Here is a 26783-nt window from a genome sequence, read left to right on the forward strand (position 1 = left end):
GCAACCTGTCCGCTCGTTCTCCCGTCCTGTCCCGCCCCGTCCCGTCCTGTCCCGCCCCGTCCCGTGTGCCGCTCGCAGTGGTTTCCGGGGCGGGACGTCCGTGTTCCGGCTCCGTGAAATCCGTGCCGCGGCGGGCCCGGTCGGCGCATCTGCACGCACCTCCTGGCGATTTCACACCCGGGGCCGGGTGTTCACCCCTCTCGTGCGCACCTTCACCGATCTTCACGAGTCTTCACGCGTCGTCACTCCTGCCCCAGGGGGCGCCGGCGCGGCACGGGCGATGGCCGGGCGGACGGCGGGCACCTGCTCAACGGCCGCTCTGAGCAGGCCGTATGCCCGGTGGGGATGCTCGCGCGGAGCGGCTCGCGACCGGCCGTTCCGGACGGGCCGTACCCCCGGCGGCCCGCCGTGACCGCTGTGACCAGCCATGGCCGGTTTCTTGTTACGCAACCTTGTTGAGCAAGTGGTGCCTCCCGGAGGGGGTTGATCTGTGCTCGTCAATCGGTCAGGGTTTCGAGCCAGCCCCCGGAGATCTTCCGGCCGAGGGCCGATCCCCCCACAAAGAATGACGAGGAGACCCCCTCTTCATGGCCAAGCACCAGCGCACCCGTCGCATCAAGCTGACCGCCGCGACCACCGCCGTGGCGGCCGCCGCCGGCGTCACCCTTCTCGGTACCTCCTACGCGGGAGCCGCACCGGCTCCCGTGGGCACGGTCTACGGCGCGGACGCCGCGACCGCGGTGTCCGGCAGCTACATTGTGATGCTGGACGAGAAGAAGGCCGACAAGTCCGAGCTCGCCAAGGAGTACGGCGGCAAGCTCAAGCGCGACTACACCTCCAGCATCAACGGCTTCTCCGCCAGCGGCCTTTCGGAGACCGAGGCCAAGCGCCTCGCCGCCGACCCGGCCGTCGCCAAGGTGGTGCAGAACAAGAAGTTCAGCATCGACGCCACCCAGGACGACCCGCCGTCCTGGGGCCTGGACCGGATCGACCAGACCGGGACCGCGGGCGACAACGCCTACACCTACCCGGACGCCGGCGGCGAGGGCGTCACCGCGTACGTCATCGACACCGGTGTCCGCGTCACCCACGAGGACTTCGAGGGCCGGGCCACCTCCGGCTTCGACGCCGTGGACGACGACGACGACGCCGACGACGGCAACGGGCACGGCACCCACGTGGCGGGCACCATAGCCGGGGCCGCGCACGGCGTCGCCAAGAAGGCGGACATCGTGGCCGTCCGCGTTCTGGACGACAACGGCTCGGGCACCACCGAGCAGGTCATCGCCGGGATCGACTGGGTCACCGCCAACGCCACGGGCCCGTCCGTCGCCAACATGAGCCTCGGCGGCGGGGCCGACCCGGCGCTCGACGAGGCGGTCCAAAAGGCCATCGCCGCGGGCATCACCTTCGGCGTGGCCGCCGGCAACGAGTCCAGCGACGCCGGGCAGGGCTCGCCCTCGCGCGTCCCCGAGGCGATCACCGTCGCCTCGTCCACGGAGGCCGACGAGCAGTCGTCGTTCTCCAACTACGGCTCGGTCGTGGACATCTACGCCCCGGGCTCGGACATCACGTCCACCTGGAACGACAGCGACACCGGCACCAACACCATCTCCGGTACGTCCATGGCCACCCCGCACGTCGTCGGCGCGGCCGCCGTCTACCTGGCGGGCAACCAGGACGCGACCCCGGAGGCCGTCGCCGCGGCGCTCACCGAGGGAGCCACCCCGGACGCCATCGGCAACGCCACCGGGGGAACGGCGAACAAACTCCTCAAGGTCGTCGAGTAGCACCCGCGTCCGACGGGACGCCGGGCGGCGGTTCTCATGAGCTCCCGCCGCTCGGCCCCGTGCACAGCAGCAGCCGCCGCGCTCTCCCCCACGGGGCACGGCGGCTGCGCCGTTCCCCGGGCGGGTCCGACGCGGTTGTCCAGCGGGGGAAGGCATCTCCGCCCTGCGATGCACCGCCTTCGCCGCCGCGCGCTGATCCACCAGGGACCACGGGCCGGCCCTTAGGGTGGGTGGCCATGACGACGACGTACGCGGCGCTGCTGCGGGGGATCAACGTGAGCGGCGGCAAAAGGGTCCCGATGCCCGAACTGCGCACCGTGCTCACCGAACTGGGACACACCGGCATCGCCACCTATCTGCAGAGCGGCAACGCCGTCTTCCGGAGCGACGGCGACGACGAGGACGCACTGGCCGCCACCCTGGAACAGGCCCTGCACCAGCGGTTCGGATTCGCCGTCGACTGCCTCGTCCGCGACTCCGGCTATCTCGCGGCCGTCGCCGAAGACTGCCCCTTCCCCGCCGCCGAGCTGGAGGGCAAGCAGCTCCACGTCACCTTCTTCGACCGGTCCGTGGACGCGGACCGCTTCGCGGACCTGGGGGCGGAGGACTTCCTTCCGGAGGAGTTCCAACTCGGCGACCGCTGTCTGTACCTGTACGCCCCCGACGGGCTCGGCCGCTCCAAGCTGGCGGTCGCGCTGGGGCGCCCCCGCCACGTCAAGGGCCTCACCGCCACCAGCCGCAACTGGAACACCGTGGTGAAACTCGTGGAGATGACCCGTGGCTGAGCCCTCGCCCGCCGTGGCGGCGGCCATCGAGGGCGAGCTACGCCTGCTGGACCCGGCCGTACGGGCGTCCGCCCAGCTCCTCGCCTCGCTGCTGCACCCGGAGTTCCGGGAGATCGGCACCAGCGGCCGGCTCTGGAGCCGGGAGTCCATCATCGCCTCGCTCACCGCGGACGACGCCCCGCGCCCCGGCCCGCTCACCGCCTCCCGGATGCGAGGCGCTCAGCTCTGCGCCGACGTGGTGCACCTCACCTTCGACACGGAGTCCCGGGGGATCCGCTCGCACCGCAGCTCCCTGTGGCGGCTGACCCCGGAGGGCTGGCGGCTCTACTTCCACCAGGCGACTCCGTTCGACGACGGCCCGCCCGGCAGCAACTTGGACGGCCCCACCGCCGAGGTCTGACCCCCGCCCGGGCGAAACCCGCCGCATGGCCGTGACCGTGACCGGAGCCGCCCGGACCGACCGGCCGGGCACGATGCCGCCCGATGTGCGGCGCACCGGTGGGCCACGCCGAATTGGCCCACCCGGCCGGAGCCCGATTGGACCAGGAGCCGGCGCCAATCACTCCCTAGGGTGAGAGCCATGAGCACCCGCCACACCACCACCGTCGACTTCTACTTCGACCCCGCGTGCCCGTTCGCCTGGATCGCCTCCCGCTGGATGCTGGAGGTCGAGCAGCGGCGCGACCTCGACCTCCGCTTCCGCCCCATGAGCCTCAAGCTGCACAACGAGGGCAACGAAATCCCGGCGTGGTACCGCGACCTGGTCGACCGGTCGATCGGGCCGGTCCGGGTCGCCGTCGCCGCGGCCGCCGCCCACGGCGACGGAATTCTGCGGGACCTCTACACCGCGCTGGGCACCCGCCTCCACCAGCACAAGGAGGAGGACTTCGACGCCGTGATCACCGCCTCGCTCGCCGAACTGGGTCTGCCGGCCGAGCTGGCGCAGGCCGCGCACTCGACGGCGTACGACGCCGACGTCGCACGCCACCACGACGCGGGCAAGGACCCGGAGCAGGGCGGGTACGTGGGCACACCGACGATCCACGTCGACGGCACGGTGTGGTTCGGGCCGGTCCTGAACGCGATTCCGCGCGGCGAGGAAGCGGCCGAACTCTTCGACAGCTTCCGGGTCCTCGCCAACCACCCGGCCTTCTTCGAGCTCAAGCGGGCCCGGTCCGGCGGTCTGTCCTACGCCTGACCCCCCGGGGCCGCCCGGGGACCCGCCCCCGGCCGTCCTTAGGATCGTGGACATGGCGACGGGGGCAGGGCTGTGGGACGCGGGGCTGGACGCCTGGTACGGGCCGGGCACGCCCCTCGTGCAGCGCGTGCGGAGCTACCGCCCGAATCGACGGGGACAGGTCAAGCTCGTGCGCTGGCTTCGGGTCGGCCTCACCCGGGCGGCGGCCCTCCTGATGGTCGTCCTCGCCCTCGGGGTGGCCCTGGACCCGGCTTCCGCCCTGGACTCCGTGGAGCGGGGTCCGATGGGGGCCGCGGCCCTCGCGGCCGCGTCCTTCGTCTGGCGCTGCTCCCTGATCAGGGTGGTGCTGCGCCCCGGTGGGATCGTGCGCCACGGGCTGTGGCGTCACGCCGTGGTGTCCTGCTCCTCGGTGAAGCGGTTCTACCGGCCCGGGGGCCGCTCACCGCTCGTCCTGGAGACCCACGCGGGGGAAGAAGTCGCCTTCTGGTGGTTCGACGGCTCGCTGTGGGACCTGTTCTACGACTTCTCCCGCGTGTGCGCCGACGCCATGCACGCGCATGCCCGCCCGGCCCGATCGAGCCCGGCCCGATCCCGCGGGGCGTCCTCGCGCTCGGCGGCGGTGGAGCGTCGGTACAGCTGGTCGGCGGGGGCGGACCCGATGGCCCTCGGGGCAGTCGTCTGCGCGGTCGCCGGACTGACCGGCTAGAGGGCGCCCCCGGGGGCCTCACGCCGACAGCGAGGCCCCCACCGGCACCCGCGCCTCGTCGTACCGGGTGAGCAGCAGCCGAGCCAACTCCGGTGCGGGCCCCAGCACATCGGCCAGGACGTCTGCCCCGGCGGCCTCGGCGCCGGCCGCGATGCGGTCGGGGAGCCGCCCGGGCGCGATGACGTACGGGGCCACCGCCACCCGCTCCACGCCGTCGGCGCGCAGGGCCCGTACCGCGTCCTCGGTACGGGGAAGGAGTGCGGAGGCGAACGCAGGCCGCACGGCGCACCAACCGGTGTGCCGCAGCTCCCGCGCGATTTCAGCGATCACTGCGATCGCCTCCGGGTCTGTGGACCCCGCCGAGGCCAGGACGAGCCCGGTCCGGGGGAGGTCGCCGGGTCGGACCCCGGCCTCTCGCAGCCGCCGCGCCAGGGTGACTCCCAGCAGCGGGGACGGGCCGAGGACGCCGGCCTGCCGGATGCGCAGCCGCGGCAGCCGGGCCCGGGCCTCGCGCAGGACCGAGGGGATGTCGGTCTTGGCGTGGAACGCCCGGGTGAGCAGCAGCGGGAGGGCGACGACCTCGTCCGCGCCATCGGCGGCCAGGCGCTCCAGCACCCGGGGCACGGACGGCGCGTTGAACTCCAGGAACGCGGTCTGAACGCGCAGCCCCGGCCGCTCGGCCCGTACCCGCTCGGTGAGCGCGTGCACGGTCGCGGCGTGCCGCGGGTCGCGGCTGCCGTGGGCGATGACGAGGAGAACGGGACGGGACATGACGTGACTCAGTTCTTGACGAGGAGACCGCGGCTGCGCAGCACCCACCGCTCCAGCGGACTGAAGACGAGCAGGTCGATCGCGATGCCGACGAACAGGATGAGCAGGATCGACAGGAAGATGCCGGGCATGTCGAAGTTGCTGCGGCCGTTCTCCAGCAGCTGCCCCAGTCCCAGGCCGAGATCGGGGGAGGAGGCGATGATCTCGGCGGCCATCAGCGACCGCCAGGAGAACGCCCAGCCCTGCTTGAGGCCCGCCAGATAGCCGGGCAGAGCCGCCGGGAGCACGATGTGCCAGGTGCCGCGCAGCCCGGTCGCGCCCAGCGTGCGGCCCGCCCGGAGGAACAGCGGCGGCACCTGGTCGACGCCGGAGACCAGCCCGTTGGCGATCGAGGGCACCGCGCCCAGCAGGATCACGGCGAACATCATCCGGTCGTTCAGTCCGAGCCAGATCACCGCCGGGGCCACCCACGCGACCGACGGCAGCGACTGGAGACCGGACAGGATCGGGCCGATCGCGGCCCGGACCAGCTTCACCCGGGCGACCAGCAGTCCCAGCGGCGTACCGATGGCGACCGCGAGCAGGAAACCGAGCAGACCGCGCGAGACGCTGGTCCACACGACGTCCAGCAGCGTGCCCTTGAGCCACATCTCCCGGGCGCTGTCCCACACCGCGGAGGGCGGCGGCAGCTTGTAGACCTCCGTGACCTGGGCACGGACCAGCAGCTCCCAGATGACCAGGACCAGCGCGACGGCCACGACCGGGGGAAGCGCCTTGCGCAGCAGGACCTCCCGCACGGGCGTGCGGCGGATCTGCACGGCGTCCAGGGCGTCGAGACCGGCCTCCAGACCCGCCAGATCGTCGGGTTTCACGTCGTCCCCTCCGGCTGCCCCCTCCGGCCGCTTCCGGCTCGACGCGATGTCAGTGCTGGCCATGTCGGCGGATCTCCCCACGCAGTTCTTCGGTGATCTCGACGGACAGCTCCGCCACGGCGGTGTCCTCGATGCGGCGCGGCTGCTCGATGTCGACCGTCCACTCCCGGGCGATCCGGCCCGGCCGGGACGACAGCAGCACCACGCGCTGCGCGAGCCGTACGGCCTCGCGCACGTTGTGCGTGACGAAGAGGACCGAGGCGTTCGTCTCCCGCCAGATCCGGGTCAGCTCGTCGTGCAGCACATCGCGGGTGATGGCGTCCAGCGCCGCGAACGGCTCGTCCATCAGCAGAAGTCGGCTGTCCTGGGCGAGTGCGCGGGCCATCGCGACACGCTGGCGCATACCGCCGGACAGCTCGTGCACCCGCTTGCCGTACGCCCCGCCGAGCCGGACGAGTTCGAGCAGTCGCTCCGCCTCGCCGCGGCGCTGCGACTTCGGCACCCCGCGCAGCCGCAGGGCCAGCTCGATGTTCTTGCCGGCGGTCAGCCACGGGAAGAGGGCGTGCTCCTGGAACATCAGGGCCGGCCGGCCGCCGGGGGTCTCGATGGACCCCTTGGACGGGCGGTCGAGTCCGGCCACCAGGTTCAGCAGTGTCGACTTTCCGCAGCCGGAGGCCCCCAGCAGGGTGACGAACTCACCCGGAGCGACGTCGAGCGTGATGTCGTCCAGCACGAGCTGCTGACCCGCGGGTCCGGCGAAGGACTTCGAGACGTGCGCGATACGAGCGGCGTGCTCGACCGTCGTACGGTCCTCGGCCTTGGTGAGAGTGGGGGTCGCCATGGTCGTCACCTCCTGGGAGTCCTGCTTCGGGTGGGCGGGCTACTTGACGCCGAGTCCGGCGTCGGCGACCTCGGGCCGCCCCTCGGCCGTGAGGATCTTGTTCAGCGGCCCCAGGTCGTAGACGCCCCGGAGGTCCGGCTCATCGAGCAGGCCGGCCCCCACGGCGTGCTCCGCCTGCGCGTTCAGCGTGGCGGCCAGCGGATCGTCGGTGACCTCGAAGGACTCCCACGCGGGGTCGAGGATCTCCTTCGGCAGCGGCTTGCCGCTCAGGGTCTCCAGCGCCTTGTTGGCGGACGCCTTGGCCTTCTCGGGGTTGGCGTTGATCCACCGGTTGGTGGAGACCGAACCCTTCAGCACCGCCTCCACCACGTCCGGGTGCGCGTCGAGGAACTTCTGCGACACGATGACGTTCGTGATCACGAACTTCCTGTCCGGCCACAGGTCCCTCTCGTCGAGGAGTACCTGCGCGCCCTCGGAGACCAGCTGGGAGGCGGTCGGCTCGGGCACCCAAGCGCCGTCCAGGTCACCGGACTTGTAGGCGCCCGGCGTGACCTTGTTGTCCGAGCGGACCACGGAGACGTCGCCCTTGCCGCTCTGGGAGTCGACCTTCCAGCCCTGCTCGGAGATCCAGTCGAGGAAGGCCACGTCCTGGGTGTTGCCGAGCTGCGGGGTGGCGATCCTCTTGCCCTTGAGGTCGTCCGGGGTCTTGATCCTGTCCGGATCGACGACCAGCTTCACCCCGCCCGAGGCCGATCCGGAGATGATCCGCAGGCCCTTGCCCTGGGACTTGGCGTACCCGTTGATGGAGGGGGAGGGACCGATGAAACCGATGTCGATGGACCCGGCGTTCAGCGCCTCGATCTCGGAGGGGCCCGCGTTGAAGGTGGTCGACTCGACCCGGGTGCCGCCGAGTTCCCTCTGGAAGGTGCCTTCCCGGATACCGACCAGGGCGGTGGCGTGCGTGAGATTCGGGAAGTAGCCGATCCGCACGGTGTCGGCGGAGAGCTTCTTCCCCGTGGCGGCGACCTTCGCCCTCCCCGCGCCGTCCTCGGCCTGGGAGCCGTAGCCGCACGCGGTGGCCGCCAGGGCGAGCAGCGGCAGGGCGGCGACGGCGACGAGGCCGCGGCGAAGGGTGGAACGGGGGGCAGGCACGGGAGGTCTTCCTCTCGTCGGCCCGGCGCGCGTCCCGCTGGCTGGTCAGGGGGGCGCGGCCGGGAGGGCGGCGGGTCTTCGGCGGTGCGGGCGGTGCGGGAGGGCGCGCGAGCGGTGCGCGTACGTCATCACGCACATCGCCCGACCCCGCCCCGACCTCCCCCGAGCTCTCGCATTCGCCCGAGCGGGGGGCGCCCCCTCCCGAGGGCGCCGCTGCCCACCCGGCTGCCCCGCTTCGCGAAGGCGGAGAAGGAGCCGGCGGCCATCAGAAGTCCCACTCGGCGTCGTCGGCGTCGGCCCGGTCGGCGGCTTCGGCGACCGCGGCGAACGAGGCGCCCGCCATCCCGGCGCTCAGCGTCGTACCGTCCGCCGGGTCGATCAGGAGGAACGAACCGGTGCGCCGGGAGTCGGCGTACGTGTCGAGCGCGAGCGGCTCGGCGGTGCGCACGACGACGCGGCCGATGTCGTTGGCGACCAGCTGCCCGGGCGCCGGGTGCTGGGAGAGGTCGTCCAGGGTGAGCCGGGACGGGATGTCCTTGACGATCGCCTTGACCGTGCGGGTGGTGTGCTTGAGCAGCACCCGCTGGCCCACCGAGAGCGGCTGGTCGGCGACGTGGCAGACGGTCGCCTCGACGTCCCGCGTCACGGCCGGGGCGTCGTCCGCGGGGGCGAGCAGATCGCCGCGCGAGATGTCGATGTCGTCGGCCAGCCGGATCGTCACCGACTGCGGCGCCCAGGCGATGTCGACGCTCTCCCCGAGCGCGTCGATGCCCGTGATCGTGGTGGTGCGCCCCGAGGGCAGTACGGAGACGGCCTCGCCGACCCGGAAGACGCCGGCCGCGATCTGACCGGCGTACCCCCGGTAGTCGGGGTGCTCGGCGCTCTGCGGGCGGATCACGTACTGCACCGGGAAGCGGGCGTGGCAGGCGGTGAGGTCGTGGCTGACCGGCACCGTCTCCAGGTGTTCGAGCACGGTCGGCCCGCCGTACCAGTCCATGTGCGCGGACGGCTCCACCACATTGTCCCCGGCCAGGGCCGAGATGGGGATCGCGGTGATCTCGGGGACGCCGAGGGACGCGGCGTACGCGGTGAACTCCTCGGCGATGGCGGCGAAGACGGGCTCCGCGTAGTCGACCAGGTCCATCTTGTTGACCGCCAGCACCACGTGCGGGACCCGCAGCAGGGCGGCGACGGCGGCGTGCCGGCGGGTCTGCTCGACGACCCCGTTGCGGGCGTCGACCAGGACCACGGCCAGCTCGGCCGTGGAGGCGCCGGTCACCATGTTGCGCGTGTACTGCACATGGCCGGGGGTGTCCGCCAGGATGAACCGGCGGCGGGCGGTGGCGAAGTAGCGGTAGGCGACGTCGATGGTGATGCCCTGCTCGCGCTCGGCCCGCAGTCCGTCGGTCAGCAGCGCCAGGTCCGGCGCCTCCTGACCGCGGTTCAGCGAGGCCCGCTCGACCGCCTCCAGCTGGTCGGTGAGGATCGACTTGGAGTCGTGCAGCAGGCGTCCCACGAGGGTGGACTTGCCGTCGTCGACCGAACCCGCCGTGGCGAACCGCAGCAGGGTGGTGGCCGACAACTGCTCGGTGGTCGTGGTCATGTTAGAAATACCCCTCGCGCTTGCGGTCTTCCATCGCGGCCTCGGACATCTTGTCGTCGGCGCGGGTCGCGCCCCGCTCGGTGCGCCGGGAGGCGGCGATCTCGGTGATCACGGCGTCCAGCGTGGTCGCGTCGGAGTCGACGGCCCCGGTGCAGGACATGTCGCCGACCGTGCGGTAGCGCACCAGACGGGTCTCGGTCGACTCGTGCTCCTTGGGCCCGCCCCAGTGCCCGGCGGTCAGCCACATGCCGTTGCGGCTGAACACCTCGCGCTCGTGGGCGAAGTAGATCTGCGGGAGTTCGATGCCCTCGCGCTCGATGTACTGCCAGACGTCCAGTTCGGTCCAGTTGGAGATCGGGAAGACCCGCACGTGCTCACCGGGGGCGTGCCGGCCGTTGTACAGCTGCCACAGCTCGGGGCGCTGGCGGCGCGGGTCCCACTGGGAGAACTCGTCGCGCAGCGAGAAGACCCGCTCCTTGGCGCGCGCCTTCTCCTCGTCGCGCCGGCCGCCGCCGAACACCGCGTCGAAGCGGTGCTGCTGGATGGCCTCGGTGAGCGGAACCGTCTGGAGCGGGTTGCGGGTGCCGTCGGGGCGCTCGCGGAGCTTCCCGGCGTCGATGTACTCCTGCACGGAGGCGACGTGCAGCCGCAGCCCGTGCTTCTCCACCGTACGGTCGCGGTACTCCAGGACCTCGGGGAAGTTGTGCCCGGTGTCCACGTGCAGCAGCGTGAACGGCACGGGCGCGGGCGCGAACGCCTTGAGCGCCAGGTGCAGCATCACGATGGAGTCCTTGCCGCCGGAGAACAGGATCACCGGCCGCTCGAACTCGCCCGCCACCTCGCGGAAGATGTGGACCGCCTCCGACTCCAGGGAGTCCAGGTGGCTGAGTGCGTACGGGTTGACGGTGCCTTCCGGCACGGTGGCGACGGTGCTCACGCCAGGCCCCTCTCGGTGAGCAGCGCGTGGAGCGCCGCTGCGGACTCCTGCACGGTCTGCTGGTGCGACTCGATCCGCAGGTCGGGCGATTCGGGGGCCTCGTAGGGGTCGTCGACCCCGGTGAGACCGCTGATCTCGCCGGCCGCCTGCTTGGCGTACAGCCCCTTCACGTCGCGCACGGAGCAGACCTCGACGGGCGTCGCGACGTGTACTTCCAGGTAGGTGGTGGACTCGGCGGCGTGCCGCTTGCGCACGGCCTCGCGGCTGTCGGCGAACGGGGCGATGACGGGGACCAGCACCTTCACGCCGTTGGCGGCGAGCAGTTCGGCGACGAAGCCGATCCGGGCGACGTTGGTGTGCCGGTCCTCGCGGGAGAAGCCGAGGCCCGCGGAGAGGAACTCACGGATCTCGTCGCCGTCGAGCACCTCCACCCGGTGGCCCTCGGTACGCAGCCGGCCCGCCAGTTCGTAGGCGATGGTGGTCTTGCCCGCGCTCGGCAGACCGGTCAGCCAGATCGTGGCTCCCGTCTCCGTCACGCTCATCGAATTCTCCTGATCAGTCGTCATCAGCCGTGCAGCCCGCATTCGGTCTTGCCCCGCCCGGCCCAGCGTCCGGCCCGTGCGTCCTCGCCCTCCAGCACCCGGCGGGTGCAGGGCGCGCAGCCGACGGAGGCGTAACCGTCCATCAGCAGCGGGTTGGTGAGCACCCCGTGCTCGGCGACGTAGGCGTCCACGTCGTCCTGGGTCCAGCGGGCGATGGGGGAGACCTTCACCTTGCGGCGCTTGGCGTCCCAGCCGACGACCGGGGTGTTCGCCCGGGTCGGGGACTCGTCGCGGCGCAGGCCCGTCGCCCAGGCGGCGTACGCGGTCAGGCCGTCCTCCAACGGCTTCACCTTGCGCAGCGCGCAGCACAGGTCGGGGTCGCGGTCGTGCAGCTTCTCGCCGTGCTCCGCGTCCTGCTCGGCGACGGTCCGCCGGGGGGTGATCGTGATGACGTTGACGTCCATCACCGCGTCCACCGCGTCCCGGGTCCCGATGGTCTCCGGGAAGTGGTAGCCGGTGTCCAGGAACACCACGTCCACGCCCGGCATCACCTGTGACGCCAGGTGCGCGACCACGGCGTCCTCCATCGAGGAGGTGACGCAGAAGCGCGGCCCGAAGGCGCCGGCCGCCCAGGCCAGGATCTCGGTGGCGGAGGCGTCCTCCAGCTCCCGCCCCGCCCGTTCGGCCAGCTCCCGGAGCTCCTCGTCGCTGAGCTCTCCGCTCAACTGAGTGGTCGTCATATCGCGCCCCCCTCGGTGTTGTTCCGCTGAACGCCCCGGGTCAGCAGGCCCAGGAACTTCAGCTGGAACGCACGGTTGCAGGAGGCGCATTCCCAGGCTCCGTGTCCCGTCTCGTTGGGGCGCAGGTCCTCGTCTCCGCAGTACGGGCAGTGGAACGGTGCGGCTCGCTCGCTCATGACAGCGACTCCGCGCCGGCGCGCGCCGCCCAGGTCGCGAAGCGTTCGCCGTCCTCGCGCTCCTCCTGGAAGCGGCCGAGCACCCGCTCGACGTAGTCCGGCAGCTCGGCCGAAGTCACCTTCAGACCGCGGACCTTGCGGCCGAACCCGGCCTCCAGGCCGAGCGCTCCGCCGAGGTGCACCTGGTAGCCCTCGACCTGGTTGCCGTTCTCGTCCAGCATCAACTGGCCCTTGAGTCCGATGTCGGCGACCTGGATGCGGGCGCAGGCGTTCGGGCAGCCATTGATGTTGATGGTGATCGGGTGGTCGAACTCCGGGATGCGGCGCTCCAGTTCGTCGATGAGAGCGGCGCCGCGCGCCTTCGTCTCGACGATGGCCAGCTTGCAGAACTCGATGCCGGTGCAGGCCATCGTGCCGCGCCGGAACGGGGACGGGGCGACCTTGAGGTCGAGCGCCTCCAGGCCGGCGACCAGGGACTCCACCCGCTCCTCGGCCACGTCCAGCACGATCATCTTCTGCTCGGCGGTGGTCCGCACCCGGCCGGAGCCGTGCGCGTCGGCCAGTTCGGCGATCTCGGTGAGGGTGCTGCCGTCGATCCGGCCCACCCGGGCGGCGAAGCCGACGTAGAAGCGGCCGTCCCGCTGCCGGTGCACGCCGAGGTGGTCGCGCCAGGTCTGGGCGGGTTCCTCGGGTGCGGGCCCGTCGGTCAGTTCGCGCCGGAGGTACTCGTCCTGAAGGACCTGGCGGAACTTCTCCGGCCCCCAGTCCGCGACCAGGAACTTCAGCCGGGCGCGGGTGCGCAGCCGCCGGTAGCCGTAGTCACGGAAGATCGCGATGACCCCGCCGAACACGTCGGGCACGTCCTCCAGCGGTACCCAGGCGCCGAGCCGCACACCGAGCTTCGGATTGGTGGAGAGGCCGCCGCCGACCCAGAGGTCGAAGCCGGGGCCGTGCTCCGGGTGGTTCACGCCGACGAAGGCGATGTCGTTGATCTCGTGGGCCACGTCCAGGTGCGGGGAGCCGGAGATCGCCGTCTTGAACTTGCGGGGCAGGTTGGAGAAGTCGGGGTTGCCGATGAACCGGCGCTGGATCTCGTCGATGGCGGGCGTGCCGTCGATGATCTCGTTCTCCGCGACGCCCGCGACGGGGGAGCCGAGGATCGTGCGGGGCGTGTCGCCGCAGGCTTCGGTGGTGGACAGGCCCACCTCTTCGAGCCGCCGCCAGATCTCCGGCACGTCCTCGATGCGGATCCAGTGGTACTGCACGTTCTGCCGGTCGGTGAGGTCGGCGGTGCCGCGTGCGAACTCCTGGGAGATCTCCCCGATCACCCGCAGCTGCCGTGTGGTCAGCCGGCCGCCGTCGATGCGGACGCGCAGCATGAAGTACTCGTCGTCCAGCTCCTCCGGCTCCAGCACGGCCGTCTTGCCGCCGTCGATGCCGGGCTTGCGCTGGGTGTACAGCCCCCACCAGCGCATGCGTCCACGCAGGTCGTTGGGGTCGATGGAGTCGAATCCGCGCTTGGAGTAGATCGTCTCAATACGTGTCCGTACGTTGAGACCGTCGTCGTCCTTCTTGAACTGCTCGTTCCCGTTCAGGGGGGTGTGGTGTCCGACGGCCCACTGACCCTCGCCGCGGTGGCGTCCGGCCTTGCGGCGGGGCGTGGTGGTCGCAGGCTGTTCCGGGGTAGCGGCCATGACAATACGTCCTTCGGGACTGCGGAGGGCGGGTCTGAACGGCACGGAACGGCACACTCGCGCTGAGGCGCGGCGGTGCGCAGGGGTGGTTCAGAGGTAAGAGGGGGCGGCGGGTGCTGGGACTCTCAGCCCGCCGGACAGATGGCGCTGGACATGCGGCCGAGGTCGACGTGGCGTCGACTCACCAAGGCAATTCCAGTTCCAGGCATGACGGAAGCGTGTCACGCGCTTCTCGGGGCAGTCCACCACTATCCGCCATGTGGACGGCTGGGTCTCGAACAGTGAGATGATGTGGCGTCCGTCACGGGATGTCGCCGCCGCAATGCCGACAAACCGCCCACTGGGGCGCCCCCGGAACTCGGGGAGGGCGGCGGAGCGACCGCTCCACCGCCCTCGGGTCACGGGCGATCAGGAGGGGTGCGCCCCCGGCCACGGACCGGGCGTCGCCACCTCCGGCTCCACCTCGGTCCTCGTGTCGAAGAGGCGGAAGCCGCGCCGCAGGTAGTTGTCCATCGCGTGCGGGCCGTCCTTCGAGCAGGTGTGCAGCCACACCCGCTTCGTGCCCGGGCGCTCCGGCCAGCGCTCCGCCAGGTCCCAGGCGCGCGCCACCCCGTAACTGAGGAGGTGGCCGCCGATCCGCCGCCCCCGGAACGCCGGGAGCAGCCCGAAGTACATGATCTCGACCACGCCGTCGTCCTGCGGGTCCAGCTCGACGTACCCGGCCGGCGTCCCGTTCTCGTACGCCACCCAGGTCTCCGCCCCGGGCCGCTCAAGGGCCTCCTGCCACTGGGCGTACGTCATGCCGAGCCGGTCGGTCCACCGGATGTCCCCGCCCACGGCGGTGTAGAGGAACCGGCTGAACTCCGGCGAGGGAACCTCGGACCGGACGACGCGCACATCGCCCTCCGGCGCGGGAGCCGGGCGGAGATCGGCGGGCGAGGTCTGCTCCAGCGACCAGACGGTCACCTCGATGGTCGGCCCTGCGGGCTGCGGGATGTCGCTCATGACGGCCAGCGAACCACGCCGCCACCCGCCCCCGCACGGCGGCCCCTTCTCTCCCCGCCCCGGGCCGCCCCGCGCGGCGGCCCCTCTTCTCCCCGCCCGGGGCCACGCCCGCACGGCGGCCCCTCCTCCGGCCGCCCGCCGATCCCACGCGCACGGCGGCCCCTCCCTCCGCCCCCCGACCGCCCCCGGTGCACGGCGGCGGCCCGCTCTCAGGTGGCCCCGGCCGCCCTGCGGGCCTCGACCACCACCGGCGCCATGGAGTGCGGCAGCAGATCCGCGTGGTGCTCCGGGCGGATCACCTCCACCTCCACGCCGTCCCCGAAGCGGTACGGGCGGTGGGCCAGGACCTCCGCCAGATGACGCCGCAGCCGGGACACCTCGGCCCGGACCGTCACCGTCCGGGTCGCGTCCCCGAAGAGGTCCCGGGCCAGCTCGGAGGCCGTCCGCCCCTGCGGGTGCACCGTCAGCGCGTACAGCAGCTCCGCGTGCCGCGGCGAGAGCCGCTGAGTGCGGCTCCCCAGCGGCCCGGTCAGACGCACGGCGAGCGCCCGGGGCCGGCTCAGGTCCAGCACCACCCGGCGCGGCGCGCCCCCGGCCCCGCCCTCGTCCACCCGCACCAGCCAGCCGCCCGGCAGCGGCTCGACCTGGCACATGCCGAGCGAGGGCAGCCACACCTGGCCCGGCCGCAGCGACTTCGGCAGCGGCAGCCGGTCCACCGGCGGCATCCCGGTCACCGCCGCCAGCCGCCCGTGTACGTCCACCGCCAGCGCCCGCCCGCCGATCCGGCACAGGATCGGCGCGGCCACCGCGCGCAGCCGCTCGATCTCCGCCAGGTGGCGGACGCGGATCTCGCCCTCGGCGAGCCGGGCCACCGAGTCGACCAGGGCCAGCGTCGCCGGATGGAAGGTGGACGCCGGTCCGCTGATGTCCACGATCCCGATCAGCCGGCCGTCGCGCGGATCCCGGACGGGCGCCGCCGCACAGGTCCAGCCGTGCAGCGCCCGGATGAAGTGCTCGGCCGAGTGGACCTGGATGGGAACCCGCGCGGCCAGCGCCGTCCCGATCGCGTTGGTCCCGGTCGCCGCCTCGGCCCAGGCCGCGCCCTCCTCCAGGCAGATGTCGTGGGCCCGGCGCAGCACCCCCGTGTCGCCCTGCCGCCACAGCACCCGGCCCTCGGTGTCGGTCACCACCATGATCTGCTGCGCGGCATCCGCGATCGAGGCCAGTCCGGAGCGCAGCAACGGCATCAGTTCGCCGAGCGCGGTGCTGCGGCGCCGGTGTTCTATCTCGTCAGCCCGGAGCAGTTCGCTCTCCGGCGACTGGTCGGGATCGATGCCGCTGCGCACCACGCGGTCCCAGGACGCGTCGATCTCCGCCCTGGGTGCGACCCCGGACCGCTCGCCCGTCAGCCGCGCCTCGCGCGCCCGGTGCAGCAGCCGGGCCGCCCGGCGCCCGGCGCCCTGGCCCGTGACCACCCGCGCCACCCCCGCTGAACCTGTGTCCTTCATGGTCCCCGTTCCCCCCGAACCCGCTCCGGCCCATCCTGCCGCCCACCGGACCGCGCCGCCGAGCGGCCCGCGTCATGGTTGCAACCCCTTGCAACTCTGGCGATGTCCCGAGGTTCCGTACAAGAGTGACAGGAACGCTGTGCGTCGGGCCTGTCCCGGTCGCCCGGTGTTGCACAAGTATGGAGGGTGGTGCCGTGTCGGCGCAGCACCACCCTCCGTCACTTCCCGCGGGTCGCTACGCGACCACGGGCCGGGCCCGTGCCACCACCGAGGCCAGATCCAGAGTGTGCGGCAGGGTACCGAACGCCGTGCCCCAGTCGCCGCCCAGCCGTGAGGCGCAGAACGCGTCGGACACCTCCGGCGGAGCCCAGCGCACCAGCAGCGAACCCTGGAGCACCAGTGCGATCCGCTCCACCAGACGCCGTGCCCGCGCCTCGACGCCCTCCAGATCGGCCAGCTCCGTCAAGAGGTCCTTGATCGCCGCGTCCAGCCGGTGATCGGCCCCGCGCGCGTGGCCGACCTCGCGCAGGAACGCGTCCAGCGCCTGCGGCTCCCGTTGCAGCGCCCGCAGCACGTCCAGCGCCTGCACGTTGCCCGAGCCCTCCCAGATCGAGTTGAGCGGCGCCTCGCGCAGCAGCCGGGGCATCCCCGACTCCTCCACGTACCCGTTGCCGCCCAGGCACTCCAGCGCCTCGCCCACCACGGCGGTGCACCGCTTGGTGACCCAGTACTTCGCCGCCGGCACCGCGAGCCGCAGGAAGGCACGCTCCTCCTCGGTGTCCGTGTCGTACGCGGAGGCCAGCCGCATCGCCAGCACCGTCGCCGCCTCCGACTCCAGCGCCAGATCCGCCAGCACGTTGCGCATCAGGGGCTTGTCGATCAGCAGCCCGCCGAACGCGCTGCGGTAGGCGCTGTGATGGACCGCCTGCGCCACCGCCTGCCGCATCAGCGCCGCCGAACCCACCACGCAGTCCAGCCGGGTGGCCGCCACCATCTCGATGATGGTGCGCACCCCGCGCCCCTCCTCACCGACCCGGCGGGCCCAGGTCCCGTCGAACTCGACCTCGGCGGACGCGTTGGACCTGTTGCCGAGCTTGTCCTTGAGCCGCTGGATCGCGAAGACGTTGCGCGTGTCGTCCGGCAGCACCCGAGGCACCAGGAAGCAGCTCAGCCCGCCCGGCGCCTGCGCCAGCACCAGGAAACCGTCCGACATCGGCGCCGAACAGAACCACTTGTGGCCGGTGAGCAGATACTCGCCCTCACCGGACAGCGGCTCCGCCCGGGTCGTGTTCGACCGCACGTCGGTGCCGCCCTGCTTCTCGGTCATGCCCATCCCGAAGAGCACCCCGGCCTTCTCCCGCGGCGCCCGCAGTCCCTCCACGTACGTGTGCGAGGTCAGCAGCGGCTCCCACTCCGCCGCCAGCACCGGATCGGTCCGCAGCGCGGGCACCGCGGCATGGGTCATCGACAGCGGGCAGCCGTGCCCCGCCTCGGTCTGCGTCCACACCAGGAACCCCGCCGCGCGGCGGACATGCCCGGCCGGTCGCCCCCAGGCGTCGGTGAGCCCGGCCGACACGGCGTGGCTGAGCAGCCGGTGCCACGACGGATGGAACTCCACCTCGTCGACGCGGTGGCCATAACGGTCATGGGTGCGCAGGACGGGCGGATACGCGTTCGCCCGCGCACCCCAGTCCTGGGCCTGGGCGGAGCCCGCGGACCGGCCGAGCTCCCCGAGCTCCTCCAGCGCCACGGGCAGGACGCCGGGCTCGATGTGCCGCTCGACGGCCTCGGACAGGGCCCGGTCGGCGGCGAAGACGTCATATCCGACCAGCGGCGGAACCTGATTGGTCACGGTGTGGGTGGTGGCTGCCATGCCGATACGGTAAGGAGGTGCAGGCAGCAAAAGAAACACCCGAGCGGCCACCGGGCCGGCTCCACCGGGCGCGAGTGCTCTACGGCAACGTCTCCAAGCGGCGGATGGCGTGGCATTTGCTCAAGGACACCGTCAACTCGTGCATCGAGTACCGCATTCTGGGACTCGCGGCCGAGGCGGCGTTCTTCACCCTGCTCTCGCTGCCCCCGCTGCTGCTCGGCATGATCGGACTGCTCGGATACGTCGACGAGTGGACGACCACCACCACGGTCGCCTCCATCGAGCGCAACATCCTCTCCGCCGCCCAGACGGTGCTGTCCGAGCGCGGGGTCAACGACTTCGCCGAACCGCTGCTCGCCGACGTCACGACCGGGGCCCGCCCCGACATCATCTCCATCGGCTTCGCCATCGCCCTGTGGTCCGGCTCCCGCGCGGTGAACGTCTTCATCGACACCATCACCGTCATGTACGGACTCGACGGCCACCGCGGCATCGTCAAGACCCGGCTGCTCGCCTTCCTGCTGTACGTCGTCGCCCTGCTGCTCGGCGCGGTGGTGCTGCCGCTGCTGGTCGTCGGTCCGGACCGGGTGGTCGAGTTCGTGCCGTGGGGCACCGAGGTCATAGCCGTCCTGTACTGGCCCCTCGTGATCCTGCTGACCGTCGCGTTCCTCACGACGCTCTACCACGTGTCCGTCCCGGTGCGTTCGCCCTGGATCGAGGACGTTCCCGGGGCGCTGGTCGCGCTCGGCATGTGGATCGTCGGCAGCTTCCTGCTCCGCATCTACCTGACCAACACGGTCGAGGGCCCCACCATCTACGGCTCCCTGGCGGCGCCGATCGCCGTCCTGCTGTGGATCGGCATCTCCGCTTTCGCGGTCCTCGTCGGCGCCGCGGTCAACGCGGCCATCGACCGGGTGTGGCCCTCGCTCGCCACCGCCGCCGCCCGCGAGGCCACCGAACGCGCCCGGGCCGCGCAGGCCGCCGAGTTCATCGCCCGGACCCGCTCGTCCGCCTACGCCGGCACGGACGACGAGGACGACGACGAGGACGACGGCCCCGCGTACATGCCCTCCGAATTCCCCGAGCGCTGGTCCCGCTTCCTGCCGCCCGACGACGTGAAGTCACGGCTCCACGCCACGTGGGAGAAGGACCCCAGGGACGCCAGGGACACCAAGGAGGCGAAGGAGACCGGCGACGTCAGGGACCGGCCGTACCCGTGACCCCGCACCGGCGGGGAAGCACGCCCCCGCGACACCAGCGCTACCGGGAACGGCCGTCCCGGCTGGACGGCGCGGTCCTGTGGACCGTGGACGTCCCGCCCGGCCCGCCACAGCCCGCCCGGTCCGTCCTGCCGGACGGATGCATGGACCTGATCTGGACCGCCGGACGCCTGGTCGTCGCCGGGCCCGACACCCGCGCCTTCGAGGTGGACCCGCACGACCGCGGCCCCTGTGCCGCGATCCGGCTCCCGCCCGGAACCGCGCCCGTACTGCTCGGCGTACCGGCGTACGAGCTGCGTGACCGCCGGGTCGAGCTCGCCGCCCTCTGGTCCCGTGCCGCCGTCGGCGCGCTCACGGAGAGCGTCGCCCGCTCCGGCGACCCCGCCGCCGCCCTGGAGGACTTCGCCCTGCGCCGGACCGCCGAGACCGGTCCGCCCGACCCGCTCACGGTGGCCGTCGCCGACCGGCTGCGGCGCGGCGGGAGCGTCGCGGCGACGGCCGCCGAGGTCGGCCTCGGGGCCCGCCAGCTGCACCGGCGCTCCCTGGCCGCATTCGGCTACGGCCCCAAGACCCTGGCCCGGGTCCTGCGTCTCCAGCGCGCCCTGTCGCTCGTCCGCGCCGGCCTGCCGTACGCCGAGGCGGCCTGCGCGGCGGGCTGCGCCGACCAGGCGCACCTGGCCCGGGAGATGCGGGACCTCGCCGGGACGACACTCGGCGCGTACTTCGACGCCGGGGCCCCGGCCCGGGGTACGTGACCGGGACCCCGCCACCGGCGCACGGGGCCTACGCGTCCGCCGCCGCGAACAGGGACACCCCGCAGCCGTCCGGGTCCAGCACGATCGCGTAGCGCTGCCCCCACACCGCGTCCCAGGGCTTGGCGTGACCCGTGTACCCGGCGCCGACGAGGTCCGCGTACACCGCGTCCACCTCCGCCGGGCTGTCGCAGACGAACGCCAGCCCGAGCCGCTCACCGCCCGCGGGCCGCTCCCACGACGGATCGAACGAGGCGATGACCTCCTCCGTGTCCCACAGCAACCGCTGCCCGCCCGGCAGGGTTACTTCGACATGGGGCGAGGACTCCGCCCCGGCCGGGATGTCCAGGCCGAGGCGGCGGTAGAAGGCGAGCGAGGCGGCCAGGTCGGCGGTGATGACGCTGATGGCGTCGAATCGAGGAGTCATGCCCCGACCGTAGGCACCCGGCGCACGGGCCGTCTTGCAGAAATCGGTCGTCCGGGTGCGCCGAGCGCGGCCCTCAGCCCAGGCAGTCCGCGGGTGAGGTCCCCGGATCCGTCAGCGCGAGGCCCAGGGCGGCCCGTTCGCCGATCCACCGCGTCGGCCGGTGCCGCGGGTCGCCCGTCACCGCGTGCAGCGAGCGCTGGAGCTCCAGCATCCTCACGGCCCCGACCCGCTCGCCCCAGGCCAGCGGCCCGGCCGGATAGCCGAGCCCGGTGGTCACCGCGAGATCGATGTCGGCGGGCGCGGCGAGCGAGCGCTCCGCGATCGAGCAGCCGACCGCGACGACGGAGGACAGCAGCCGCTGCGCGACCGAGCCCGCGGTGTCCCGCACCACCGACACCGCGTACGGCTCACCGCCCTCGGCGGCCCGCGCCAGCACCGCCCTCGCGTCCCGGGCGGCCACCGGGTCGCCGGCCGCCGTCACCGCGAGGACCCGCCGCCGCCCCGCCGCGGGCAGCACCTCCACGCCGAACGTACGCTCCCGGGGCAGCGCGCCCTCCGCGACCGCCGCCGACACCGGCGTCCCCCAGACGGGCACCAGCAGCACGGCCTCGGGGGACGGCCCCGGACCGCGCTCCACCCGGGCCCCCGCCGCCTCCAGCGAACCGGCCAGGGCGTCCTCGTACGCGGCGGTCTCCGGCCGCCCGCTCGGGACGAGGAACACCGGCCGCTCCCGGTCCCCGGTGACCGGGCTTTCCGGCACGGGGCCGGGCGCCCCGTCGCCGTACGCGTACCAGCCCCGGCCCGTCTTGCGGCCGTGCAGTCCCGCCACCACTCGGTTCGGGGTCAGGAAGGACGGGCGCAGCCGGTCCTCGTACCGGAAGCCCTGCCAGATCGAGTCGATGACCGCCGCCGTCACGTCGAGACCGGTCAGGTCCATCAGCTCGAAGGGGCCCATCCGCAGCCCCAGGACGTCCCGGGCGATCCGGTCGATCTCCGCCGGGTCCGCCACCGACTCCTCCAGCAGCGCGAGCGCCTCGGTCACCAGCCCCCGCCCGGCGTGGTTGACCAGGAAACCCGGGGTGTCGGCGACGGTCACCGCCCGGTGCCCGCAGCCCTCCACCAGCGCGGTCAGCAGGCCCGGGATCTCCGGGCGGGTGGCCGCGCCCGGCACCACCTCGACGATCCTCATCAACGGCACCGGGTTGAAGAAGTGCAGCCCGGCCAGGCGCGAGGGGTCCTCAAGCGTCGCGGCGATCCGGGTCACCGACAGGGAGGAGGTGTTGGTCGCGAAGACGGCGGAGGAGGGCAGCGCCCGCTCCAGCTTCCCGAACACCTCGGCCTTGGTCTCCAGATCCTCCCGTACGGCCTCGATCACCAGCTCCACCTCGGGGCCCGGCGCCCACGGCTCGGCGAGCGGCACCAGCCGGGCCAGCGCCCCGTCCCGGCCGGCGGCCGGCATCCGGCCCTTGGCGACCGCACGGTCCAGCATCGAGGCGACGAAGCCCAGGGCGTCCGTCACCGCCTCGGGCCGCACGTCCGCGAGTTCGACGGTGTGTCCGGCGCTCGCCGCCCACTGGGCGATGCCGCGGCCCATGGCCCCGGCTCCGACGATCCTGATACGCATGGCGGTGGAGGCCCTTTCGGCGGAGGCACGCACCAAGGCGCCTCACGGGGAGACGGAAGCACATCCGGGTGAGGACGCCCGGCCCGGTGACCGCCGCCCCTGCGACGGCCGTCGTCCGTTCCACCGCGCTCCCCGGCGCCGGTGCACAGGTCGCCCCACCGTGCCAGGGGCCATTGATCGTTGTCCAATACCGAATTAGGGTCGGATTCGGACGCGTGCGGTCTCACACGACGGCATACGCGTCGGGGTACGGAGAACACCACGACGGGGGACCCGCATGGAACTGCGCCAGCTGAGGGCGTTCCTCGCCGTGGCCGAGGAACTGCACTTCGGCCGGGCCGCCAAACGCCTGCAGATGGCGCAGCCGCCCCTGAGCCAGCGGATCCGGCAACTGGAGAAGGAGCTCGGCGTCCAGCTCTTCCGCCGCAACACACGCTCCGTCCGGCTCACCGGCGCGGGGGACGCCTTCCTCGACCCCGTACGGACCGTCCTCGACGACCTCGACACCGCCGTCCGGGCCGCCCGCTCGGCAGGCCGGGGGGAGCACGGCCGGGTGACTATCGGCTTCGCCGGAGCCTCCAGCCACGAGACGCTGCCCCGGCTCACCCGCGCGGTGCGCGCCGCCCACCCCGGGCTCGAACTCGTCATGACCGGCCAGACGTACGCCGACGTCGCGCTGTCCCGGGTCGCCGACGGTTCACTCGACCTGGGATTCGTCCGGCTGCCGGTGACCCGGCCCGGAGTGGAGCACCGGGTGATCGACGAGGAGGAGCTGCTGTGCGCGCTGCCCTGCGACCACCCGCTCGCCCGGCGTGAGGTGGTGCCGCTCGGCGAGCTGGCGGACCAACCGTTCGTCTCCTTTCCCGCCAACAGCGGCTCCACCGTGCGCGACGCGATGACCGAGGCATGCGAGAGCGCCGGGTTCACCCCGCGCGTCGTCCAGGAGGCCCCCGACTCGTACACGATCATGGCGCTCGTCGCCGCCGGCGTCGGCGTCACCCTCACGGTCACCTCCGTGCGGCACATCCAGCAGAGCGGACTGGTCTACCGGCCCCTCACCGGACCGACCATCCGCCTCCGGGCGGCCCTGGCCTGGCGTGCCGACAACCCCTCGGCCGCCCTTGACGCGGTGCTCGCCGTCGCCCGGGACGCCCTGCCGACCCCGGTACCCGGACCGGGCCCGGCGCCGATTGAGATGCCGGGCCTCTCGATACCGGACGCATCCGGTATTGGACCGGCTCAGTCGCCGGATGCGAAGGTCACCCCACCACCCGCGCCCCGCCCGTCGCCCTGAAGGAAGGCCCCGCCGTGCCGCTCGACGTCGTCATCTGCGAACCTCTGCGCACCCCCATCGGCCGCTTCGGCGGGGCCTTCGCCCAGCAGACCCCGGCCGCACTGGCCGCACGCGTCATCGCTGAGATCGTCGCCCGTACCGGCATCGACCCCGACCGGATCGACGAGGTGATCCTCGGTCACGCCTACCCGACCGGCGATGCGCCCGCCATCGGCCGGGTCGCCGCCCTGGACGCCGGGCTGCCGGCCACGGTCACCGGTTCCCAGATCGACCGCCGCTGCGGCTCCGGGCTCCAGGCGGTGCTGGACGCGGCGATGCAGATCCGGGCCGGGTTCAGCGACGTCGTGATCGCGGGCGGCGTCGACGTGATGAGCGCCGCTCCCTACTACACCCACGACGGGCGCTGGGGCATCAAGGGACCAGGTCTCCAGCTCCACGACGCCCTCGCCCGGGGCCGCGTCACCGCCGGAGGCGTCAACCACCCGGTCCCCGGCGGCATGGTGGAGACGGCGGAGAACCTGCGCCGGGAGTACGGCATCAGCCGCGCCGACCAGGACGCCCTGGCCCTGCGCTCGCAACAGCGCGCCGCCCGCGCCGCCGCCGAGGGCCGCTACGACGCCGAGACCGTCCCCGTCACCGTCCGCACCCGCAAGGGCGAGCACGTCGTCACCGCCGACGAGCACCCCAGGCCCGACACCACCGCCGAACAACTCGCCGCGCTCCGGCCGGTGATGGCGAAGTCCGACCCGGACGCCACCGTCACCGCGGGCAACGCCAGCGGTCAGAACGACGCGGCCGCCGCCTGCCTGGTCACCAGCGCCGCCACCGCCGAACGCCTCGGCCTGGCACCGCTCGTCCGCCTGGTCTCCTTCGCCCGGGCAGGGGTTCCCGCCGCGACCATGGGCATCGCCCCCGTCGCCGCCACCCGCACCGCCCTCGACCGGGCGGGCCTCACCCTCGCCGACCTCGACCTGATCGAGCTGAACGAGGCGTTCGCCGTGCAAGTGCTCGCATGCACCGGGGAGCTGGGCCTCGGGGAGAAGGACCACGAGCAGCGGATCAACGTCAACGGCTCGGGCATCTCGCTGGGCCACCCGGTCGGCGCCACCGGAGCCCGTCTCCTCGCCACCCTCACCCGCGAACTGCACCGCCGCGAGGCCCGGTACGGGCTGGAGACGATGTGCATCGGCGGCGGCCAGGGCCTCGCCGCGGTCTTCGAGCGCCTCGCCCCTTGAGGGCGGGCCGCCTGCATCGCGGCGGTTGCGGCCCCGAGCCCTCGCGTGGCGGCGGTTCATCGGCGTTACGAGGCGTTGAGCCGGCCTTCCGCGGACCTGGAGCCCGTAGCCCGTAGCCCGCAGGCGCCGACGGCGCGCACGCAGAAGGTCCGGCCGGGCAGCCCTCGCTGTCCGGCCGGACCTCGTTCTCCCGATGAGCGCTGTCAGTCGCGCGCGTTGCGGGTGCGGCGCATCAGTACCGCACCGCCGAGCAGCAGCGCGGCGCTCGCGCCGGCTGCCAGGCCCAGGTCGGCGGCGCCGGTGTCGGCGAGGTGCGCGTCCGGGGCGTTGGGCCCGGGGTTGTTCGAGCCGGGTGTGTCGGTACCGGGCGTGTCCGTGCCGGGGGTGTCGGTCGGCGGCTCGTTGACGGGCGGCTGGTCCACCGGGGGCTCGTCCACGGGCGGCTGGTCCACCGGGGGCTCGTTCACCGGCGGTTCGTCGACCGGGGGCTCATCGACCGGGGGCTCGTCCACGGGCGGTTCGTCGACCGGGGGCTCGTCCACGGGCGGTTCGTCGACCGGGGGCTCATCGACCGGGGGCTTGTCCACCGGCGGCTTGTCCACCGGCGGGTGGTCGTGCTTCGGGCCGTCGGCGTTCACGCACTTGTTGCCGAAGGCCGGGTTCAGCAGGGCGATCACATTGACGGTGTTGCCGCACACGTTGACCGGGATGTGCACCGGCACCTGCACGGCGTTGCCCGAACCGACCCCCGGTGAACCGACGGCCGCCCCCTCTGCCGACGCGTCGGCGTGCGCGGTGCCGCCGACCGCCGCCAGGAGGCCGGATGCGGCCGCCATGACGATCATGCTTTTGTTCAAGACCTGTCGCATTACTTGCCCTTCCTTAGGACATTCGCGAGGACTTCGCGTGGGTGCTTCGCGCGCGGAGACGGGCAGCCATCGGGCGGAGCCGCTGCACAGCCGGATCCTGCGGGGAAGCCGTGGTGAAAGTGATGAAGACGTGCGCGCTGGACTACTGCCATAACGATTCAGGTCCGGGCGGGAAACTTGGAGTTGCGTGGAAAATGTGTCATCACCCGAACGGGTGGTGACGCCGGACGTCGCGCATCCCGGTTCGCGGAAAGAGAGAAACGATTTTCCCTCAAATGGGTTGAGAACTGTCACTGTTGACCGACGAGGGCCTGTCGTATGCCGTACAGGTCTCGATATCGAGCCGTCCGGTTCCGTCCACCCGATCGGGTGGGGCGCGTCGGGAAGGTCTGCGCGATTCCTTCACGAAACACGGCCGCGCGGACAGGACGGGAGGAGGGCGGTCCCATGTCAGGCATTCGGGTGAATGGGCGGAACCTGACGCCGGGAGCCGAGTTGAGCAGGGGGCTCCGCCACGGGGCGACCAGTACGAGAAGGGTTCATCGTGATCAAGAAGGTTCTGGCTACGGGCGCTGTCGCCGCCTCCATCCTCGGTCTCGGCGCGACGCAGGCCATGGCCATCGCCAACGACGGCGGCACCACCACGGTCAACGGCAACGGCGCCTCGCAGTCGTACGGCAACTCCGAGACCCACGGGGACTGGAGCCCGCAGTTCGCGCTCATCCAGGGCTCGCTGAACAAGCCCTGCATCGCCCTCCCGGCGAAGGCCAACCTCGGCTCCCTCGTCGGCCTCGTGCCGGTCACGGTCCAGGACATCAACGTCCTGTCCTCCCCGCAGAACCAGCAGTGCACCGAGAACTCCACCCAGGCCAAGGGTGACGAGGCTCTGTCGCACATCCTGGAGGACATCCCGATCCTCTCCGGCAACGGCACCGGCAACAACTGATCCGCTGCCGCACAACTCGGGCCCGAGCCCTCGGCGTTCCTCCACCGAGCGGCTCGGGCCCGTCGCCTTTCCCGGAACGCGAGCGGAGGTGCGCGGCCCCCGCTCTCCGCACGGGCCGACGGGCATTGCGGCATTCGGGCGGATATCCAAAAATCCACCTGTCGGACAGTTTCGACCCGGGGTGTTCATCGTTACGTAGGACAGCGCCGGAGTCGCGAGCGAT

The 26783-nt window shown here is 72.5% G+C and carries 26 protein-coding genes and 1 pseudogene; 10 read left to right on the forward strand and 17 right to left on the reverse strand.

What is annotated here, in order from left to right:
* Positions 1-587: 587 nt before the first annotated feature.
* The 5 genes from ACIQMU_RS18680 to ACIQMU_RS18700 all read left to right on the forward strand — a co-directional run bounded on the left by ACIQMU_RS18680 (position 588) and on the right by ACIQMU_RS18700 (position 4479).
* On the forward strand, positions 588-1790 hold the full coding sequence (locus tag ACIQMU_RS18680) for a S8 family serine peptidase (protein WP_402689246.1): 1203 nt from the start codon (positions 588-590) through the stop codon (positions 1788-1790).
* A gap of 236 nt (positions 1791-2026) precedes the next feature.
* Positions 2027-2575, forward strand: coding sequence for a DUF1697 domain-containing protein (locus ACIQMU_RS18685; protein WP_352240644.1), 549 nt, complete (start codon positions 2027-2029; stop codon positions 2573-2575).
* Positions 2568-2975: a nuclear transport factor 2 family protein gene (locus ACIQMU_RS18690; RefSeq protein ID WP_352240645.1), complete on the forward strand. Its 408-nt coding sequence runs from the start codon at positions 2568-2570 to the stop codon at positions 2973-2975. Before ACIQMU_RS18685 ends, ACIQMU_RS18690 begins: the two co-directional genes overlap by 8 nt.
* A 180-nt stretch (positions 2976-3155) precedes the next feature.
* Positions 3156-3773: a DsbA family protein gene (locus ACIQMU_RS18695; protein WP_352240646.1), complete on the forward strand. Its 618-nt coding sequence runs from the start codon at positions 3156-3158 to the stop codon at positions 3771-3773.
* A 52-nt stretch (positions 3774-3825) separates the two neighbouring features.
* Entirely contained in the window at positions 3826-4479 is a 654-nt protein-coding gene (locus ACIQMU_RS18700) for a hypothetical protein (protein ID WP_352240647.1), read from the forward strand.
* Positions 4480-4497: 18 nt separating this feature from the next.
* Here the strand turns inward: ACIQMU_RS18700 and ACIQMU_RS18705 are convergent, their stop codons facing one another.
* From ACIQMU_RS18705 to ACIQMU_RS18770, 14 genes are all read right to left on the reverse strand, one after another.
* A complete protein-coding gene (locus ACIQMU_RS18705) occupies positions 4498-5250 on the reverse strand; it encodes a sirohydrochlorin chelatase (protein WP_352240648.1) in 753 nt (250 codons plus the stop codon).
* 8 nt (positions 5251-5258) lie between these two features.
* On the reverse strand, positions 5259-6185 hold the full coding sequence (locus tag ACIQMU_RS18710; protein ID WP_352240649.1) for an ABC transporter permease: 927 nt from the start codon (positions 6183-6185) through the stop codon (positions 5259-5261).
* Entirely contained in the window at positions 6172-6963 is a 792-nt protein-coding gene (locus ACIQMU_RS18715) for an ABC transporter ATP-binding protein (protein WP_352240650.1), read from the reverse strand. The genes ACIQMU_RS18710 and ACIQMU_RS18715 overlap by 14 nt, the downstream gene beginning before the upstream one ends.
* 39 nt (positions 6964-7002) lie before the next feature.
* Positions 7003-8115 (reverse strand): aliphatic sulfonate ABC transporter substrate-binding protein, encoded by a 1113-nt coding sequence (locus ACIQMU_RS18720; RefSeq protein WP_352240651.1) that lies wholly within the window; start codon positions 8113-8115, stop codon positions 7003-7005.
* A gap of 265 nt (positions 8116-8380) precedes the next feature.
* Positions 8381-9718, reverse strand: a complete 1338-nt coding sequence (locus ACIQMU_RS18725; RefSeq protein ID WP_402689247.1) for a sulfate adenylyltransferase subunit 1 — start codon at positions 9716-9718, stop codon at positions 8381-8383.
* Between the two features lies 1 nt (position 9719).
* A complete protein-coding gene (gene cysD / locus ACIQMU_RS18730) occupies positions 9720-10655 on the reverse strand; it encodes a sulfate adenylyltransferase subunit CysD (RefSeq protein WP_352240654.1) in 936 nt (311 codons plus the stop codon).
* The gene (gene cysC / locus ACIQMU_RS18735) at positions 10652-11221 is read right to left on the reverse strand and encodes an adenylyl-sulfate kinase (RefSeq protein WP_352240655.1); all 570 of its coding nucleotides are present in this window, start codon (positions 11219-11221) and stop codon (positions 10652-10654) included. The genes cysD and cysC overlap by 4 nt, the downstream gene beginning before the upstream one ends.
* Positions 11221-11937, reverse strand: a complete 717-nt coding sequence (locus ACIQMU_RS18740) for a phosphoadenylyl-sulfate reductase (RefSeq protein WP_352240656.1) — start codon at positions 11935-11937, stop codon at positions 11221-11223. Before ACIQMU_RS18740 ends, cysC begins: the two co-directional genes overlap by 1 nt.
* Complete coding sequence (locus ACIQMU_RS18745; protein WP_402689248.1) at positions 11934-12113, reverse strand: hypothetical protein; 180 nt, start codon at positions 12111-12113, stop codon at positions 11934-11936. Before ACIQMU_RS18745 ends, ACIQMU_RS18740 begins: the two co-directional genes overlap by 4 nt.
* On the reverse strand, positions 12110-13807 hold the full coding sequence (locus ACIQMU_RS18750; RefSeq protein ID WP_352240659.1) for a nitrite/sulfite reductase: 1698 nt from the start codon (positions 13805-13807) through the stop codon (positions 12110-12112). Before ACIQMU_RS18750 ends, ACIQMU_RS18745 begins: the two co-directional genes overlap by 4 nt.
* Positions 13808-13932: 125 nt before the next feature.
* Positions 13933-14016 carry a putative leader peptide gene (locus ACIQMU_RS18755; RefSeq protein WP_316248393.1) on the reverse strand — a complete coding sequence of 28 codons (84 nt, stop codon included), beginning with the start codon at positions 14014-14016 and terminating at the stop codon, positions 13933-13935.
* A gap of 199 nt (positions 14017-14215) precedes the next feature.
* A complete protein-coding gene (locus tag ACIQMU_RS18760) occupies positions 14216-14812 on the reverse strand; it encodes a GNAT family N-acetyltransferase (protein ID WP_352240660.1) in 597 nt (198 codons plus the stop codon).
* Between the two features lie 209 nt (positions 14813-15021).
* Entirely contained in the window at positions 15022-16320 is a 1299-nt protein-coding gene (locus tag ACIQMU_RS18765; protein ID WP_352240661.1) for a GAF domain-containing protein, read from the reverse strand.
* Between the two features lie 235 nt (positions 16321-16555).
* Positions 16556-18193 carry an acyl-CoA dehydrogenase family protein gene (locus ACIQMU_RS18770; protein ID WP_352240662.1) on the reverse strand — a complete coding sequence of 546 codons (1638 nt, stop codon included), beginning with the start codon at positions 18191-18193 and terminating at the stop codon, positions 16556-16558.
* A 74-nt stretch (positions 18194-18267) separates the two neighbouring features.
* Here ACIQMU_RS18770 and ACIQMU_RS18775 point away from each other — a divergent pair, with 74 nt between their 5' ends.
* Both ACIQMU_RS18775 and ACIQMU_RS18780 read left to right on the forward strand, forming a co-directional pair.
* Positions 18268-19413 (forward strand): YihY/virulence factor BrkB family protein, encoded by a 1146-nt coding sequence (locus ACIQMU_RS18775; RefSeq protein ID WP_352240796.1) that lies wholly within the window; start codon positions 18268-18270, stop codon positions 19411-19413.
* Positions 19410-20260, forward strand: a pseudogene (locus tag ACIQMU_RS18780) (DUF6597 domain-containing transcriptional factor). The gene ACIQMU_RS18775 and the pseudogene ACIQMU_RS18780 overlap by 4 nt, the downstream one beginning before the upstream one ends.
* Here the strand turns inward: ACIQMU_RS18780 and ACIQMU_RS18785 are convergent.
* On the reverse strand, positions 20197-20592 hold the full coding sequence (locus tag ACIQMU_RS18785) for a VOC family protein (RefSeq protein WP_402689249.1): 396 nt from the start codon (positions 20590-20592) through the stop codon (positions 20197-20199). The pseudogene ACIQMU_RS18780 and the gene ACIQMU_RS18785 sit on opposite strands and share 64 nt — an antisense overlap.
* Positions 20593-20665: 73 nt before the next feature.
* Positions 20666-22216, reverse strand: a complete 1551-nt coding sequence (locus ACIQMU_RS18790; RefSeq protein WP_402689250.1) for a 3-hydroxyacyl-CoA dehydrogenase NAD-binding domain-containing protein — start codon at positions 22214-22216, stop codon at positions 20666-20668.
* A gap of 277 nt (positions 22217-22493) precedes the next feature.
* Between ACIQMU_RS18790 and ACIQMU_RS18795 the strand changes: the two genes are divergently transcribed.
* Complete coding sequence (locus tag ACIQMU_RS18795; protein ID WP_402689251.1) at positions 22494-23510, forward strand: LysR family transcriptional regulator; 1017 nt, start codon at positions 22494-22496, stop codon at positions 23508-23510.
* Positions 23511-23524: 14 nt separating this feature from the next.
* Positions 23525-24745, forward strand: a complete 1221-nt coding sequence (locus ACIQMU_RS18800) for an acetyl-CoA C-acetyltransferase (RefSeq protein ID WP_352240667.1) — start codon at positions 23525-23527, stop codon at positions 24743-24745.
* A gap of 203 nt (positions 24746-24948) precedes the next feature.
* On the opposite strand, the gene ACIQMU_RS18805 is transcribed toward ACIQMU_RS18800, so the two are convergent.
* The gene (locus ACIQMU_RS18805) at positions 24949-25614 is read right to left on the reverse strand and encodes a chaplin family protein (protein WP_352240668.1); all 666 of its coding nucleotides are present in this window, start codon (positions 25612-25614) and stop codon (positions 24949-24951) included.
* Positions 25615-26158: 544 nt separating this feature from the next.
* Here ACIQMU_RS18805 and ACIQMU_RS18810 point away from each other — a divergent pair.
* Positions 26159-26560 carry a rodlin gene (locus ACIQMU_RS18810; RefSeq protein ID WP_352240669.1) on the forward strand — a complete coding sequence of 134 codons (402 nt, stop codon included), beginning with the start codon at positions 26159-26161 and terminating at the stop codon, positions 26558-26560.
* Positions 26561-26783: the final 223 nt, after the last annotated feature.

This window comes from Streptomyces sp. NPDC091649, assembly GCF_044756785.1.
GTDB lineage: Bacteria > Actinomycetota > Actinomycetes > Streptomycetales > Streptomycetaceae > Streptomyces.